Here is a 14,167-nt window from a genome sequence, read left to right as displayed (position 1 = left end):
ATCAGAGCGGCGACGCCTGCTCTTCCGTTTCCAGTTTGCTCAGCTGGCTCATTTCCCCCTTTTTGGCAGCGGTCTCAGCCAGCATCGGCTTCTCTTCCAGCGGCTTCGGATCTTCTACCAGATCGGCCAGCCGGAAGTGACTCGATGCATTCCACAACATCCAACCGTTGCTGCCGACCTCATTGCTGGCGCTGATCTGTGCCATAACCTCTTCAGCGCGGAACTGCCGCTTGTCAAAAGCGTAATCCTTAAACGCCTGCAGCCAGGGACGGAAACGAACCTCCGACAGGCCGCTCAGTTGCTGCGCTTTTAACAACGAAATAGCGATGATCTCGTACGGATTTTGCACCGGGTTGCTGTAACCGGGGATGCCGCGCGGGAAGCCGGAGGGGTAGAGCATCGGCGAAAGGTAGTCGACCCGTTCCCCTAGATCGACCAGCCGTTGGCCGATCTTGCCGTCCCGGTGTTTCCAGCAAATGTAGCCGAAAATATTTGCCGAGGTGAACACCGGGTAAGAAGCCAGCCGCTGTTTGGCCTGGCTGAGGAAACTGTTGATGGCGGCGACCCGACTTTGATCGTTGGCTACCTCGGAAAAAACTAGATCCGATTTGGATGGGAAACGGATGTAATCGAACTGCACTTCATCAAAGCCAAGCTGCGCGGCCTCTTCGGCGACCGCTAGATTATAATCCTGTACTTGCTGGTTAAACGGATCGCACCAGCTGAGCTGCTCGCGGTCCTGCCAAACTTGTCCATCCTTGGTGTGTACAGCCAGTTCCGGGCGATTCTTGGCAAGCAGATCATCTTTGAAAACCACCATCCGGCCGATGGTGTAAATGCCACGCGCCTTTAACTCGTTCAGAAACGCCTCAAGATCTTTCAACGGCCGCACCCGTTGCGCTCCGACCTCTCGCGCCAGAGGGATAGCACTTGGATAAGCGATATGACCGCGGGATGATTTGATGTCGATCACCAGGGCATTAAAGTCGGCGGCCTCCAGCAAATCAAGGATCTGCTGCCGTTTCCGCGGCAGATCGGCGGCCCAGAAAGACAGGTAAAGGGCTTTGGGGGTAAACGGTTGCAGGGCAATCTGCATCGACGGGTAGATTTCGACTTGTTGCGGACGGTATCCGGGCAAGCGTGCAATTAAGCGCTCCGCGCTGGTTGATAAGACAAATCGACCACCGCGGTCACTCAAACTCCTGTCATCGGCCGTATAGAACTCGACGCCGCTCAACAGACGACCGGTTTCGGCATCACTAACGGAGCCGAATACCTGTCGCGCATGGACTGTCGCCGACCAGAAAAACAGGATAATCAGAATAAGCGTTACTACCCATTGCCCGGTTCTCATAGCCCTCTCCTTCAGTGTGCAGGGAACGAACCGTTGCTGTCAAACCCAGAGCAATCTGGGGTTTGATCCGAACAAACAAGTTCTACACTTCTTATCGGCACGAGTGCAAGAAAACTTTAATTTTTTTTCATCTTTAATCTGAATGGCGTATCTTGCTGATAAACTCAGGGGTGCGGTTTTGCACAGTCGTTTTTTGTTGATTTCAGAAAAATTTTTTACGAAAGGGCACGTATATTTTCTTAGCCGGAGCGACTAAATTGGCAACCATCGAAAGGTTGTTGTGGCAGGCGACCCAAGATTGTTTGTTTAAAAAACCTCCTATGAAAAGCTTCGCAGTTTCCTCCAACTGTGGAGCTTTTTCTTTTTACCTCATAGGACAATAAAAAGCCCCGCAACAACGGGGCTAAGCAGAAAAAAGAAGCGTTTCACTCGATCAGTGAAGCTTACTCTTTAACGCTTGCAAAACAACTTTCCTCGCCTTGAGCATCTCGCGATAGTCGTAGGCATCGGTGTGGGAAATTTCATCCTGCAGCTGGTTCAAGCTCGTCTCCAAAATATCAACCAACATCCGTTCTTCCGTTTTGTTCAGCTCGAGCTTCATTGTGACCTCCTTTCACTGCAGCGCAGTCCTCACTTACATTTTACCCCGAAACCTCCAGTCTACAAGCTATCTCCTGTCGGCCAGCAATTGCTTGGCGCCACGGGTCAACTGAGAAGAGAACTCGGCCAGCGATTTCGACTGCAGATTCCAGCAGTGCCAGTAGAGTTCAACCGGGTAGGCGGCACCGGGCACCAGTTCCATCAGTTCTCCGCTGTTGCGCAAGTGAACGCTCTGCCAGTCGGGAACCATGCCGTAACTGTAGCCCTCGACGATCACCTGTAAGAACTGTTCCGGCGTGGGGATGTAATGACAGGGCAGGTTCGGCGAAACTTTTTTCAGGTGTTGCTCAAGAAACAGTTGGTGCAAACGATCCTTGCGGTTGAAAATCACCGCTGGCGCACATAGCACTGTCGCAAGCGATAACCCTTCTGGAAACCAGCGCTCAATAAATTCGGGCGTTGCCAAAAGCCTATAGTTCATCAGGCCGAGAAATTCGACCCGGCAGCCCTGCATCGGTTTCGGCTCGTTACTGATACAACCAACCACCTCTCCTTCACGCAGAAACAAATGGGTCTGTTCCTGATCTTCTACCCGCAAATCGATCAGCAACTTGAACTGCCGCAACAGCGGTTGAATCGAGGCAATAAACCAACTGGCCAGGCTGTCGGCGTTGATACCGATTGCCAGGGATATCGGCCCGTGCTCCTCGGCGTTAATCAATTCCGTCGTCAAACCATCCTCAAGCAGCTTGACCTGCTGATAATGTTTCAGCAACTCCTTGCCTGCTGCGGTGGGCTGCGGCGGCGACGTCCGGGTCAGGAGCAATTGTCCGCACTGCTCTTCCAACTGGCGAATCCGTTGCGAAACCGCCGACTGGGAAATAAACAGCACGCGGGCAGCGCGTTCAAAACCACCTTCTGCAACCACTTTGGCGAACGCTTCTATCAGTTTGTAATCAAGCATTTTTATACATTAGCAGAACTAATCTATTCACAAAAAGATTAATTTTACTTTTGATTTGGCGCAGCATATCTTTTTAGCAGAGATTGATTTTTCAGGAGGCAGAAATGGTTGCTTTTTTTCAAGGTATGGGTCTTGGCGGCGGGCTGATCATCGCCATTGGCGTGCAGAACGCGTTTGTGCTGACGCAGGGAGTGCGGCGCAATTACCCGCTACAAACCGCCGTGGTTTGCAGCCTGTGCGATGCCATCCTGATCCTCATCGGCATCAGCGGTTTCGGCGCGCTGGTCACTACTAATCCGCAGCTGGCACAGTTCGCCACCTGGGGAGGGGCCGCGTTTCTGCTGTGGTACGGCAGCCGCTCGCTCCTTTCGGCAGTCCAAGGGGGCCGTTTGGAAACAAGCGCCGAGCCGAGTCTGTCGCGACGCAAACTGCTTCTGACAACACTAGCACTGACACTGCTCAACCCGCATGCCTACCTCGACACCATCGTCCTAGTCGGCAGCATCGGCGGCCAGCTGGCCACCTCTGAACGCTACCTGTTCGGTGCCGGGGCAATCTGCGCCTCTATTCTCTGGTTTTTCAGCTTAAGCTTCGGTGCCGGCCTGCTTGCGCCACTATTCCGCAGGCCGGTTGCCTGGCGTTGCCTCGACGGGATGGTCTGCCTGACCATGTGGATCATCGCAGGCTCGCTGCTCTGGCCTCAATTACAAACTTTGCTGTAAAACTTGCTTCAGCCGGGCGGAAAAAGATAAGCATATCGCTGCAGGTCGATCCGTCCGGTGCGGTCAAATTCGATCCCTTCCGCCATCAGCAGCTCCCGTTGCAACAGGCTCCCTTCTCCGTCCCTGCGCGGGCTGACTTTCCCCTGATTGTTGATTACCCGCTGCCAGGGAACATCACTTCCCGCTGGCAAGGTAGCCATGGCGAACCCGACGGTGCGAGCGTTGCAACCGATCATATTCCCGATCTGTCCGTAGGTGGAAACGGCTCCAGCAGGAATTTGCCGCACCAGAGTATAAATCTGTTGATAAAGGGGGCTTGACATTCTTTACTTCTCTTCCTCCACGGGAGTAGACTCCTTGCCGAACTCATCTTTTGTGCGAGGAACCGATGCAGACAACCAGCCAACATCCATTCGACCGCTTGACCCCCAGCTTTATCATGGATGCGATCGAAACGCAGGGATTTTATTGTGACTGCCGGATATTAGCTCTCAACAGTTACGAAAACCGTGTCTATCAGGTCGGAATCGAGGATGGCGAACCGCTTATCGCCAAGTTTTATCGCCCGGACCGCTGGAGCGACCAACAAATTATAGAGGAACATCAATTTACCCAGGAACTGGCCAAACATGAGCTGCCGGTGGTTGCGCCTTTGTCAAACGATGCATCCGAAAGCTTATTTGATTATCAGGATTTCCGCTTTGCCCTTTACCCGCGCAAAGGTGGGCATGCGCCGGAATTGGACAATCTGGAACACCTAAAAGTCCTCGGTCGCTTGCTCGGCCGAATCCATTTGATCGGAGCCCAAGCCCCCTTTCGCCATCGTCCCAAGCTCGACAGCCAAACTTTCGGACATCAAAATGTGAAACTGATCGCGGAAAAGTTCATCCCGGCCGATTACCGGGAATCCTATCAGAGCCTGACCCGCGACCTGCTACAGATCATCGATGAGCGTTTGGCACTGTACTCAGACATTCGCAATATCCGCACCCACGGTGATTGCCACAGTGGCAACATGCTCTGGCGCGACGATGCCCCCAATTTTGTCGATTTCGACGATGCCCGAATGGCACCGGCCATTCAGGATTTGTGGATGCTGCTGTCGGGGGAGGAAGCCCAGCAGAAACGGCAGCTGGAAAAGATCCTTGAAGGTTACCACGAGTTCAATGACTTCGATTTTCGTGAACTGCAACTGATCGAATCGCTTCGCACATTGCGTATTATGAACTACTCCGCCTGGCTAGCGACGCGTTGGGATGATCCAGCCTTCCCGCGGACATTTCCCTGGTTTCATACCCTGCAGTATTGGGGGGAACATATTCTGGAATTGCGCGAGCAACTATCGGCGCTGTTAGAGCCTGCTCTCAGCCTTTGAGTTGTGAGCAAAAAGAAAAGCCGCTCAAAACAAGCGGCCATTCCAACAACCTATCTCAACTTCCAGCTCGTCCCCTCACGGGAATCTAGCAGCTCAATTCCCCGCTCAGCGAGCGCATCCCGTATTTCATCTGACTTGGCGAAATCCTTCTCCGCCCGCGCCTGCAAACGAGCTTCGATCTGCGCCTCGATTTCTTCACGGTTGATATCGAGCTTGGCCAATCCGGCCAATTTTACCTTCTCCAGCCACTGCGCTGGATCGGAGTTGTAGATGCCGAGCACGTCACCCAGTTTGAGTACAGTTGCCCGCAGATCGCGTACCTGGGCAACCAGATCAGTCTTCTTCTTGAACTTTTTGGTCGCGCAGAGCCGGTTCATGGTTCGCACGCCTTCAAAAAGATGTGCGATCGCCAGTGCACTGTTGAAGTCATCGTCCATCGCCTCACGGAACTTGACTTCCAGTTCAGTTCCCTGTGTGCTTTCGACATCCGACTCAGGAGCACCCTCAATCGCCTGATCAGCGGTCAGCAACGCTTCGTAAAAACGGCTGAGGCCCGCCTGCGCTTCGGCTAGGTTCTGATCGGAGAAGTCGATCGGTGAGCGATAGTGTGCGCTGAGAATAAAAAAGCGCACCACCTCTGGGTCGTACTGCTTGAGGATATCGCGGATGGTGAAGAAGTTGCCGAGCGATTTTGACATCTTCTCCTGGTTAACGTTGACGAAGCCGTTGTGAATCCAGTATTTGGCAAACGGCTTGCCGTTGGCTGCCTCGCTCTGGGCAATCTCGTTCTCATGGTGCGGGAAGATCAGGTCGCGGCCGCCGCCATGGATATCGAAGCTTTCCCCGAGCAGCGAGGAGCTCATCGCCGAGCACTCGATGTGCCAGCCCGGCCGGCCCGGTCCCCACGGGGATCCCCAGCTCGGTTCACCCGGTTTGGCCGCCTTCCAGAGGGCGAAGTCCATCGGGTTCTCCTTCTGCTCACCCGGCGCGATCCGCGCCCCGGCCTGCATCTCTTCCATGTTGCGTTTGGAGAGCCTGAGGTAGCCGTCGAACTTGTCGACCCGGTAATAGACGTCACCGGCCGATTCATATGCCATCCCCTTGTTGATCAGCACCTGGCAGATGTCGATAATCTTGTCGATGTACTCGGTCGCGCGCGGCTCATGGGTCGGCTTGGTCAGTCCAAGGGCATCCATATCCTCGTCGAAGGCCTTGATGAACTCCTCTGCCAGCTCCTTACTGCCGATCCCCCTTTCATTGGCGCGGTTGATGATCTTGTCGTCAACATCGGTGTAGTTGCGCACGTAGGTGGTTTCAAAACCGGCGAACTGCAGATAGCGGTAAATGATATCGAAGACGATATTGGCACGGGCGTGGCCGATATGGCAGTAATCGTAAACAGTGACACCGCAGACGTACATGCCAACCTTGCCAGGAGTCAGCGGCTGGAACTCTTCCTTCTTGCCACTCATGGTGTTGTAGACGCGCAAACTCATATATTCACTCCATTACTTCACTTTGGCCCAGGTATCGCGCAAAGTGACGGTTCTATTAAACACGGGCGCTCCATCCTTTGAATCCTTTGAATCGACGGTAAAATAACCGACCCGCTCGAACTGGAAGGTCTCACCCGGTTTTGCTTTGTGCAGGCTCGGCTCGGCCAGGGCAAAGGTTTCCTGCAGAGACTCCGGGTTAAGTGCCGACAAATAGTTCTCCGCCTTATCCGGGTTCTCCTGGTTGAACAGCCGGTCGTAAACACGCACCGGAACCTTGACTGCGTGCGGAGCGGAAACCCAGTGGATGATCCCTTTGACCTTGCGCCCTTCCGGGTTTTTGCCGAGGGTGTTGAGGTCTGCGGAGCATTTCAGCTCGACAACTTCGCCGTTGTCATCTTTTATATACTCGTCACACTTAATGATATAGGAGTTGCGCAGCCGCACCTCACGATCGGGCCCGAGGCGGAAGTACTTCTTCGGCGACGGCGGGTTCTCCATGAAGTCATCCCGGTCTATCCACAGGTCGTTGCTCATCGGCAATTCCCGCGATCCGGCATCCGGTTGTTGCGGATGATTCGGCGCGTCGAGTATTTCGATCTGGTCGTAGTTGGTGATGGTCACTTTAAGCGGATCAAGCACAGCCTGACGGCGGAAAGCGGTTTCGTTGAGATCTTCACGCACGCAATCCTCCAGCACCGATAAGTCGATCCAGTTGGCGCCACGGCCAACACCGATCCGGTCGCAGAAGCTGCGGATAGCTGCGGCCGGGTAACCACGCCGGCGCATCCCGGAGACGGTCGGCATCCGGGGATCGTCCCACCCCTCGACATACTTCTCGTTGACCAGTTGCAACAACTTGCGCTTGCTCATCACCGTATAGCTCAGGTTCAAGCGCGCGAACTCGATCTGCTGTGGCGCGAAGATCTCCAGCTCCTTGATGAACCAATCGTAGAGCGGTCGATGATCCTCAAATTCCAGAGTACAGATTGAATGGGTCACCCCCTCGATCGAATCTTCCTGGCCATGAGCGAAATCGTACATCGGATAGATACACCACTTGTCACCGGTGCGATGATGTCTGGCATGCAGAATGCGGTACATGGCAGGGTCGCGCAGGTTCATATTCGGCGATGCCATGTCGATTTTCGCTCTCAGGATGTGTGATCCATCTGGAAATTCGCCGTTCTTCATCTTTTCGAACAGCTCCAGGTTCTCCTCGACGTTCCGCTCACGATAGGGGCTGTTCTTGCCCGGTTCAGTCAAAGTGCCACGATTGAGGCGCATTTCCTCAGCCGACTGGCTGTCGACGTAGGCCTTGCCCTTTTTGATCAGCTTAATCGCCCACTCGTAGAGCTGGTCAAAGTAGCTGGAAGCGAACAACGACTCCTTTCCCCAGTCGAAACCGAGCCAGGCGACATCCTCTTGAATCGCCTCGACATACTCGTCCTCTTCCTTGACCGGGTTGGTGTCATCGAAACGTAGATTGCACTTGCCATTGTATTCCATCGCAAGGCCGAAGTTGAGACAGATGCTTTTGGCGTGGCCGATATGTAGGTAGCCGTTCGGTTCCGGCGGGAAACGGGTGACCACCTGATCACGTTTGCCGGTAGCCAGGTCCTCGTCGATGATAGTTTTGATAAAATTCGAGCTGCTTGCAGTTTCAGTTGTGCTCATCATTTGCCCTTTTATTTTGATATGACTTTTCAGTCGATCTTAACCAGCAGCACCACCGCATCAGCCGCTATTCCTTCACCTCGACCGGCGAAACCCAACTTTTCGGTGGTGGTCGCCTTGACGTTGATCCGCTCGATTTCAATTTGGCAATCCTCTGCAATCTGCGCCACCATCTGCGGGACGTATCCGGCCAGTTTCGGCCGCTGACAGATGATGGTGCTGTCAAGATTGCCGACCCGATAGCCAGCCATTTCCACTTTGCTGATCACCGAACGCAGCAACTTGCGGCTGTCAATTCCCTTGAAAGCCGGATCGGTATCGGGGAAATGCTTGCCGATATCGCCAAGCCCGAGCGCTCCAAGAATCGCATCGCAGATCGCGTGCAGCAGCACGTCGGCATCAGAGTGGCCGAGCAAACCGTAATGATAATCGATCTTCACCCCGCCGAGGATCAGATCCCGATCGCTGACAAGTTGGTGAACATCGTAGCCATGGCCGATGCGCATCATGCCGACTCCTCCTGCGTACTGTCAAGTAAAGCTGCAGCAATAACCAAATCTTCCGGGGTGGTTACTTTGATATTGCGATAATCGCCTGCCAAAACTGCCACCGGCCGGCCAAGGCGTTCTACGAGCGAAGCATCGTCGGTGCCGAGAAACCCGGCCGCGTCTGCGCTATAAAAAGCTTCGGCGAACAACTGATAGCTAAAGCCTTGTGGAGTCTGTGCTTGCCAGAGCCGCTTACGATCCGGTGTGCAGCTGATCAGCCCACCGTCCACCTCCTTGATGGTGTCTTTGACCGGAGTAGCGACAATGCAGGCCCCCTGCGTGGCAATGGTTGCAATCAGTTCAGGCAATAAATCAGTACTGAACAACGGCCGAGCACCGTCATGTACTAAGATGATCCGCTGCGGCTGGTCGAGGCCGTCTCGTTGCAATGCCAACAGGCCGTTACGCACCGAATCCTGCCGCTCTGCCCCACCCGCCACCAATGCGCGAACTTTCTGAAAAGCGTACTTCTCGATGATCTGTTCCCGGCAATAATCTATTTCATCAGCGGGCAGGATCGGATAGATATGTTCAATCTGCGGATGTTGCTCAAACCGTTCCAAGGTATGTGCCAGAATCGGCTTACCCGCCAGATAGAGATATTGCTTGTTGACACGAGCCTCCATTCGACGGCCCATTCCAGCAGCAGGAATCAATACTGTCGCTTTCATTTTGCCTTACGCAACCTCTCGTGGAGCAGCCCAAAAACAGAAAAGACCAGGCACCTGAAGTACCTGGTCTACTATTCTGACCTGTCAGAGACGCTCAGTGAAAGATTTTCTCCAAGCGCTTGACTACTTTGTCTTCTTTTTCCCCTTCAGCCAGGGCCACCTCGGTAACCAACAGCTTGCGGGCCTGCTCGAGAACCTTCTTCTCACCGTAAGAAAGTTCCTTTTCGGAACTGATCTGATACAGCTCACGCAATACCTCTGCGACTTCCAACAGGTCACCGGTTTTCAGCTTGTCATTATATTCACGCTGCCGACGACTCCATGAAGCAATTTTCCCACTGTCGTTCGGTTCAGCTAACGTATCAAAAACATTGGTTATATGCTTTTGATCGATCAGGCGCCGCATCCCCACGTTACTAACATTACCGGTCGGCACCATAATCCGCATGTCACTGTCAACAATCCGCAAAACATAAAAATTTTGCTTATGCCCGGAAAACTCACGTGACTCGATATCCTCAATAATACCGACTCCCTGAGTCGGATAGACTGCCATATCTCCAATTTTAAACCAAATATCGTTCCTTTACTCGAAGCTATAAAGATACCACAACCTCCCCCCAGACGTCAAACCATTAGGGAAGATAAGTTGCTGATCCAAAAAAAGAAAAAGCTTTTTAATGGAAGGAAAATTTTCCCTTATGTTAGTATCCGCGATTACCGAACTCCCATCAGACGATCGCCGAGGTTTATCGTTCTATGCCAGCTACCTTGTTTCTTCTACTGTTGCTTTTTTGGATTCCGCAACCTCTTTTTGCAGCCGAAACGGACCTGTTCAGTTTTGCCGAAAGCCTTGCGGCGGAAAAAGACCATTACCGGGCAATCACCGAATATAAGCGCTTTTTGCATTACTATCCAAAGGACAACCGTGTACCGAAAGCGCAGTTGGCCATTGCCAAATCATTGCTGGCCGGAGAGCGTTGGCTTAAAGCCGACGAAGCACTGGAAAAGGTCTGGCGGAATAATCCAGCCTCCCCAGAAGCGAAACTGGCAAGGGAGCTTTACGCCCGTGCAGCCTTCGAGCGCGGGGACTACCCCACAGCACGCAAGCGCTACCAATCTCTGAAAAAGCTTTTTCCCGCAACAGCCGCCGGCTGCAACTACAATATCGGCCGAAGCTATCTGGAAGAGAACCGGTTGCCGGAAGCCGAAAAGGCCTTTGCCGAGCTACCATCCCCGGAAGCAGAAAAACTGGAGGCCGTTATCGAAGATTTCCGCTCCCTGCCGCGTAAATCGCCACCCGTGGCGGGAACTCTGTCGGCCATACTGCCAGGAACCGGACAGCTTTATACCGAGCGCCCCAAACAGGCAGGGGTCGCTTTTGCGTTAAACGCGGCCTTCATCTATGGCTCTATCGAAGCTTGGAACAACGATAATTATGCGGTTGCCGGAATTCTTTCGTTGTTTGAAATCGGCTGGTACGGAGGCAATATTTATAACGCCATGAACAACGCCCACAAAATCAACCGCGCCCGGGAAGAGCAATTCAAACAGCTGCTGCAAAAACGTGGTGGACTCTCCCTCGGTTTTTCAGGGAATACCCCCTGGCTGCAAGCGAGGTTTCATTTCTGATGGTTGCAAAGATGAGGATAGGGATTATCGGCGCCGGTGCACTCGGCCTCTACTACGGCGCCATGCTACAGCGTAGCGGCCAACAGGTGCGCTATCTTCTGCGCCGCGATCTTGAAGCGATCCGACAGAACGGTCTGCAGGTCCATTCAGTCAACGGTGATTTTCATCTACCAAAAGTTGCCGGATTTGCCTCCCCGGAAGAAATCGGCCCTGTCGACTTGGTGATCGTTGGCCTTAAAACCTTTGCCAATCAACAGCTAATTAGGCTGGTTCGTCCGCTTATTGACAAACAAAGCTGCATCCTGACCCTGCAGAACGGCCTCGGCAATGAAGAACTGCTGGCCGCAGAGTTCGGAACCGAGCGGATTCTTGGAGGGGTCGCATTCCTTTGCAGCAACCGGGGTGAGCCGGGGCACGTCCACCATCTGGGCGAAGGGAAAATCCGCCTCGGAGAATTCGGCGGCGGTTTGAGCGAGCGCAGCAAGCAGCTAGAGGAGATCTTTAGTGAAGCCGGGGTGCCCTGTGAAGCGGTCGCCGACCTGCGCCGGGCTCGCTGGGAAAAGCTGATTTGGAATATCCCCTTCAACGGCCTCTGTGCTTTGCTTCAGCAGGACACCAGCGAGCTGCTCGCCCGCCCTGAAGGGCGCTGCCTTGCTGAACAATTGATGAAAGAAGTGGTCGCTGGAGGGAACGCCCAGCCGTTGAGGGAAAAAATCGATGGACCGGCCTTCATCGAACGGATGCTCTATCTAACCGACCAAATGGACCACTACAAGCCGAGCATGATGATCGACCGGGAAGAACGTCGGTCGTTGGAGCTGGAGGCGATTTATGGCATTCCGCTACAACAAGCCAAGGAGTTTGGAGCAGAAATGCCACTGGTTGAGATGCTCTACAGCTTGTTGCGCTTGGGGGAGGAAAAAGAATAAAAAATGGGAGGCGATCCACTATCGCCTCCCATTCGGTGTATGCTTTTAGCTGTGATTGGCAAGCAAGTTCAGCAACAGAACCTTGCCTTCATCCACATAGGGATCTTCAGCGATCTCTTCCTGCAAGGATGGTGGTTCCTTGTCTTTGTCATCGCTGGAAGTCATCGCTCCATGCGGTGCCATTATGTCGTTCGCACCTCTCAGCTGCTCACGGTCTTTCAGCATCTGGCTCAGCAACAGTGACTGTTTCGTCTGCTCTCGGCGCAGGCTGGCTTCTTTCGCCTCGGTAATAATCTCACTAAAATCCTTATCTTTGGCGACCCGTTCCTTGCTGAGCTGACGTAACTTTTCGATATTTTTCGGCGAATCCTTCCAACGCTGATACTCGGCCGAATCGATGTGATCCCAGGGCAACGCATAGTCGAGGTATTTTTCACCACTTTCCAGGCCATCGAGGCGCGACGGCAGGATGACATCAGGGGTAACCCCTTTTTCCTGGGTCGATTCACCGCTGATCCGGTAGAACTTCTGGATTGTCACCTTGACAGCGCCAAGCGGGATGTACTTTTCCATGCCACTCAAATTTACGTAGCGATCAAGATCGAGGAGCGCCTGAACGGTGCCTTTGCCGTGGGTATGCTCGTCACCGACTATCAAAGCACGCCCGTAATCCTGAAGGGCTCCGGCGAGAATTTCCGAAGCAGATGCGCTGAAGCGATTGACCAGCACAATCATCGGACCGTTGTATTCTAGTCCCCGATCGTCGTCCCGCATCACCCGAACCCTGCCATTCCCGCTACGCACCTGAACAACTGGGCCGGTATCGATAAAAAGCCCCGTTACGCTAACAGCATCGGCCAAAGAGCCGCCGCCATTGTTGCGCAGATCGAGAATCAGCCCAGAAACCTTTTTTTCCTTCAGGGTTTTCAACTCGTTGCGCAGGTCATCGGTGACATTGCGATTGGTCTTGCCGCTGTAATCGCGATAAAAGGAAGGGATCTTCACATACCCGAAGTTCTGACCGCTCTGCTTATCCTCAATGGCGGTTCCTTTGACGAAAGTCTCTTCAATCTCGACCACATCACGAATGATCGGGATCACCAAGCGTCGGCCATCCGGCTTCTTCACCGTCAGGCGAACCTCGGTTCCCTTTTTGCCACGAATCAAAGAAACCGCATCCCGAATCCGCGTATCGGTGATATCGACCGGCTCATCAGCACCTTCGGCAACCTTGAGGATAATGTCGTCAGCGGCCAGCTTCCCCTGCTTGTAAGCAGCACTTCCAGGAATAATTTTCACTACCTTGATGTAACCATCATCTTCCCGCAAGGTAGCGCCGATCCCCTCCAGAGAACCACTCATCTGAATATCGAAATCCTCCTTCGAAGTCGGTGGCATATAACTGGTATGTGGATCGAAAGCCCGCGCGATAGCATTCAGGTAGCGGTCGTAGTGATCCTGCTCAGACTCTTCCACCATCCGGGAGAGCAGATTGCGATGAGCTTTGCCGACTTTCTCCTGCGCCAAACCCAGCAGCTCCTCCTCTTTCTCTTTACTCACCGGCAACAGTGCGCCATCATCATCTACGCCGACCTCATCTTCCCGCAGGCTGATGTACCGGCTCAAAATTTGAAATTTAAGAATTTTCCGCCATCGCTCACGCAACTGCTTCGTGTCGGCCAGGAAGGTGAGCTTTTCCGGATCGGTTTCGAAGGTTTCTTCCCGCTGGTAATCGAATTTCCCCGCCAACAGCTCCTCGCTGATCTTCTGCACCTGCTCAATCCGCTGATTCAGCAGATTACGGCCGGTTTTCGGCAGGTCGAGGCGGCCGCGGCGGATCGAATCATCGATTTGATCCTGATAGGCCTTGAGCTGTGCAACGTCTTCAAGCAACAGGAAGCGCTTCTGAAAATCAAGCTGCTTCAGGTAGAGATCGAAGGCAGCATGCGACAAATTGTCGTCGGTCGGCTTCTGGCTGTAATGGTTTCGACTCAACTGTTGCTGAATCATATGCCCAAGCAGACGAGCCCGGTTCGTGTCGAAATCCGCATTGTCCATTGCCCCGCCGACAACCGGAAGCAACAAGATCAGCAGCAAAATCGTAATTAATATGTTTTTCGCTATACGCATAAAGCTCCCCAATATTTCGGGATGATGTTTAAACGACCAAAGGTCTTGTCGTCGTTTGACCTACAAGTTCAC

The 14,167-nt window shown here is 53.4% G+C and carries 14 protein-coding genes; 4 read left to right on the top strand and 10 right to left on the bottom strand.

The features are described 5' to 3' along the window. Window position 1 precedes the first annotated feature (1 nt). From Q7J88_RS07280 to Q7J88_RS07270, 3 genes are all read right to left on the bottom strand, one after another. On the bottom strand, window positions 2-1,354 hold the full coding sequence (locus Q7J88_RS07280; protein WP_303721506.1) for a putative glycoside hydrolase: 1,353 nt from the start codon (window positions 1,352-1,354) through the stop codon (window positions 2-4). Window positions 1,355-1,787: 433 nt separating this feature from the next. Further along, complete coding sequence (locus Q7J88_RS07275) at window positions 1,788-1,955, bottom strand: hypothetical protein (RefSeq protein ID WP_303721505.1); 168 nt, start codon at window positions 1,953-1,955, stop codon at window positions 1,788-1,790. 66 nt (window positions 1,956-2,021) lie between these two features. Continuing rightward, on the bottom strand, window positions 2,022-2,918 hold the full coding sequence (locus tag Q7J88_RS07270) for a LysR family transcriptional regulator ArgP (RefSeq protein ID WP_303721504.1): 897 nt from the start codon (window positions 2,916-2,918) through the stop codon (window positions 2,022-2,024). A 104-nt stretch (window positions 2,919-3,022) separates the two neighbouring features. On the opposite strand from Q7J88_RS07270, the gene Q7J88_RS07265 reads away from it, so the two are divergent. Continuing rightward, window positions 3,023-3,640 carry a LysE/ArgO family amino acid transporter gene (locus Q7J88_RS07265; protein ID WP_303721503.1) on the top strand — a complete coding sequence of 206 codons (618 nt, stop codon included), beginning with the start codon at window positions 3,023-3,025 and terminating at the stop codon, window positions 3,638-3,640. An 8-nt stretch (window positions 3,641-3,648) separates the two neighbouring features. Here Q7J88_RS07265 and Q7J88_RS07260 read toward each other — a convergent pair whose 3' ends face one another. Then, complete coding sequence (locus Q7J88_RS07260) at window positions 3,649-3,963, bottom strand: MGMT family protein (RefSeq protein ID WP_303721502.1); 315 nt, start codon at window positions 3,961-3,963, stop codon at window positions 3,649-3,651. 65 nt (window positions 3,964-4,028) lie between these two features. On the opposite strand from Q7J88_RS07260, the gene Q7J88_RS07255 reads away from it, so the two are divergent. Continuing rightward, on the top strand, window positions 4,029-5,015 hold the full coding sequence (locus tag Q7J88_RS07255; protein ID WP_303721501.1) for a serine/threonine protein kinase: 987 nt from the start codon (window positions 4,029-4,031) through the stop codon (window positions 5,013-5,015). Window positions 5,016-5,065: 50 nt separating this feature from the next. On the opposite strand, the gene cysS is transcribed toward Q7J88_RS07255, so the two are convergent. From cysS to Q7J88_RS07230, 5 genes are all read right to left on the bottom strand, one after another. Next, window positions 5,066-6,511, bottom strand: a complete 1,446-nt coding sequence (gene cysS / locus Q7J88_RS07250) for a cysteine--tRNA ligase (protein ID WP_303721500.1) — start codon at window positions 6,509-6,511, stop codon at window positions 5,066-5,068. Between the two features lie 12 nt (window positions 6,512-6,523). Continuing rightward, window positions 6,524-8,185, bottom strand: coding sequence for a glutamine--tRNA ligase/YqeY domain fusion protein (locus Q7J88_RS07245; protein WP_369681991.1), 1,662 nt, complete (start codon window positions 8,183-8,185; stop codon window positions 6,524-6,526). A 29-nt stretch (window positions 8,186-8,214) separates the two neighbouring features. Next, window positions 8,215-8,691, bottom strand: coding sequence for a 2-C-methyl-D-erythritol 2,4-cyclodiphosphate synthase (gene ispF, locus Q7J88_RS07240; protein WP_369681990.1), 477 nt, complete (start codon window positions 8,689-8,691; stop codon window positions 8,215-8,217). Continuing rightward, window positions 8,691-9,404, bottom strand: coding sequence for a 2-C-methyl-D-erythritol 4-phosphate cytidylyltransferase (gene ispD / locus Q7J88_RS07235; protein ID WP_303721496.1), 714 nt, complete (start codon window positions 9,402-9,404; stop codon window positions 8,691-8,693). The genes ispF and ispD overlap by 1 nt, the downstream gene beginning before the upstream one ends. A 94-nt stretch (window positions 9,405-9,498) precedes the next feature. Beyond that, window positions 9,499-9,981, bottom strand: coding sequence for a CarD family transcriptional regulator (locus Q7J88_RS07230; RefSeq protein WP_303721612.1), 483 nt, complete (start codon window positions 9,979-9,981; stop codon window positions 9,499-9,501). 182 nt (window positions 9,982-10,163) lie between these two features. Here Q7J88_RS07230 and Q7J88_RS07225 point away from each other — a divergent pair, with 182 nt between their 5' ends. Continuing rightward, window positions 10,164-11,036, top strand: coding sequence for a tol-pal system YbgF family protein (locus tag Q7J88_RS07225; protein WP_303721495.1), 873 nt, complete (start codon window positions 10,164-10,166; stop codon window positions 11,034-11,036). After that, the gene (locus tag Q7J88_RS07220; protein ID WP_303721494.1) at window positions 11,036-11,965 is read left to right on the top strand and encodes a putative 2-dehydropantoate 2-reductase; all 930 of its coding nucleotides are present in this window, start codon (window positions 11,036-11,038) and stop codon (window positions 11,963-11,965) included. Before Q7J88_RS07225 ends, Q7J88_RS07220 begins: the two co-directional genes overlap by 1 nt. Window positions 11,966-12,010: 45 nt before the next feature. Here the strand turns inward: Q7J88_RS07220 and Q7J88_RS07215 are convergent, their stop codons facing one another. Beyond that, window positions 12,011-14,095 (bottom strand): carboxy terminal-processing peptidase, encoded by a 2,085-nt coding sequence (locus Q7J88_RS07215; RefSeq protein WP_303721493.1) that lies wholly within the window; start codon window positions 14,093-14,095, stop codon window positions 12,011-12,013. Between the last annotated feature and the right edge of the window lie 72 nt (window positions 14,096-14,167).

The organism is Malonomonas rubra, from assembly GCF_003247215.1.
GTDB lineage: Bacteria > Desulfobacterota > Desulfuromonadia > Desulfuromonadales > Geopsychrobacteraceae > Malonomonas > Malonomonas rubra_A.
This window is presented reverse-complemented; position numbering and strand designations above follow the sequence as displayed.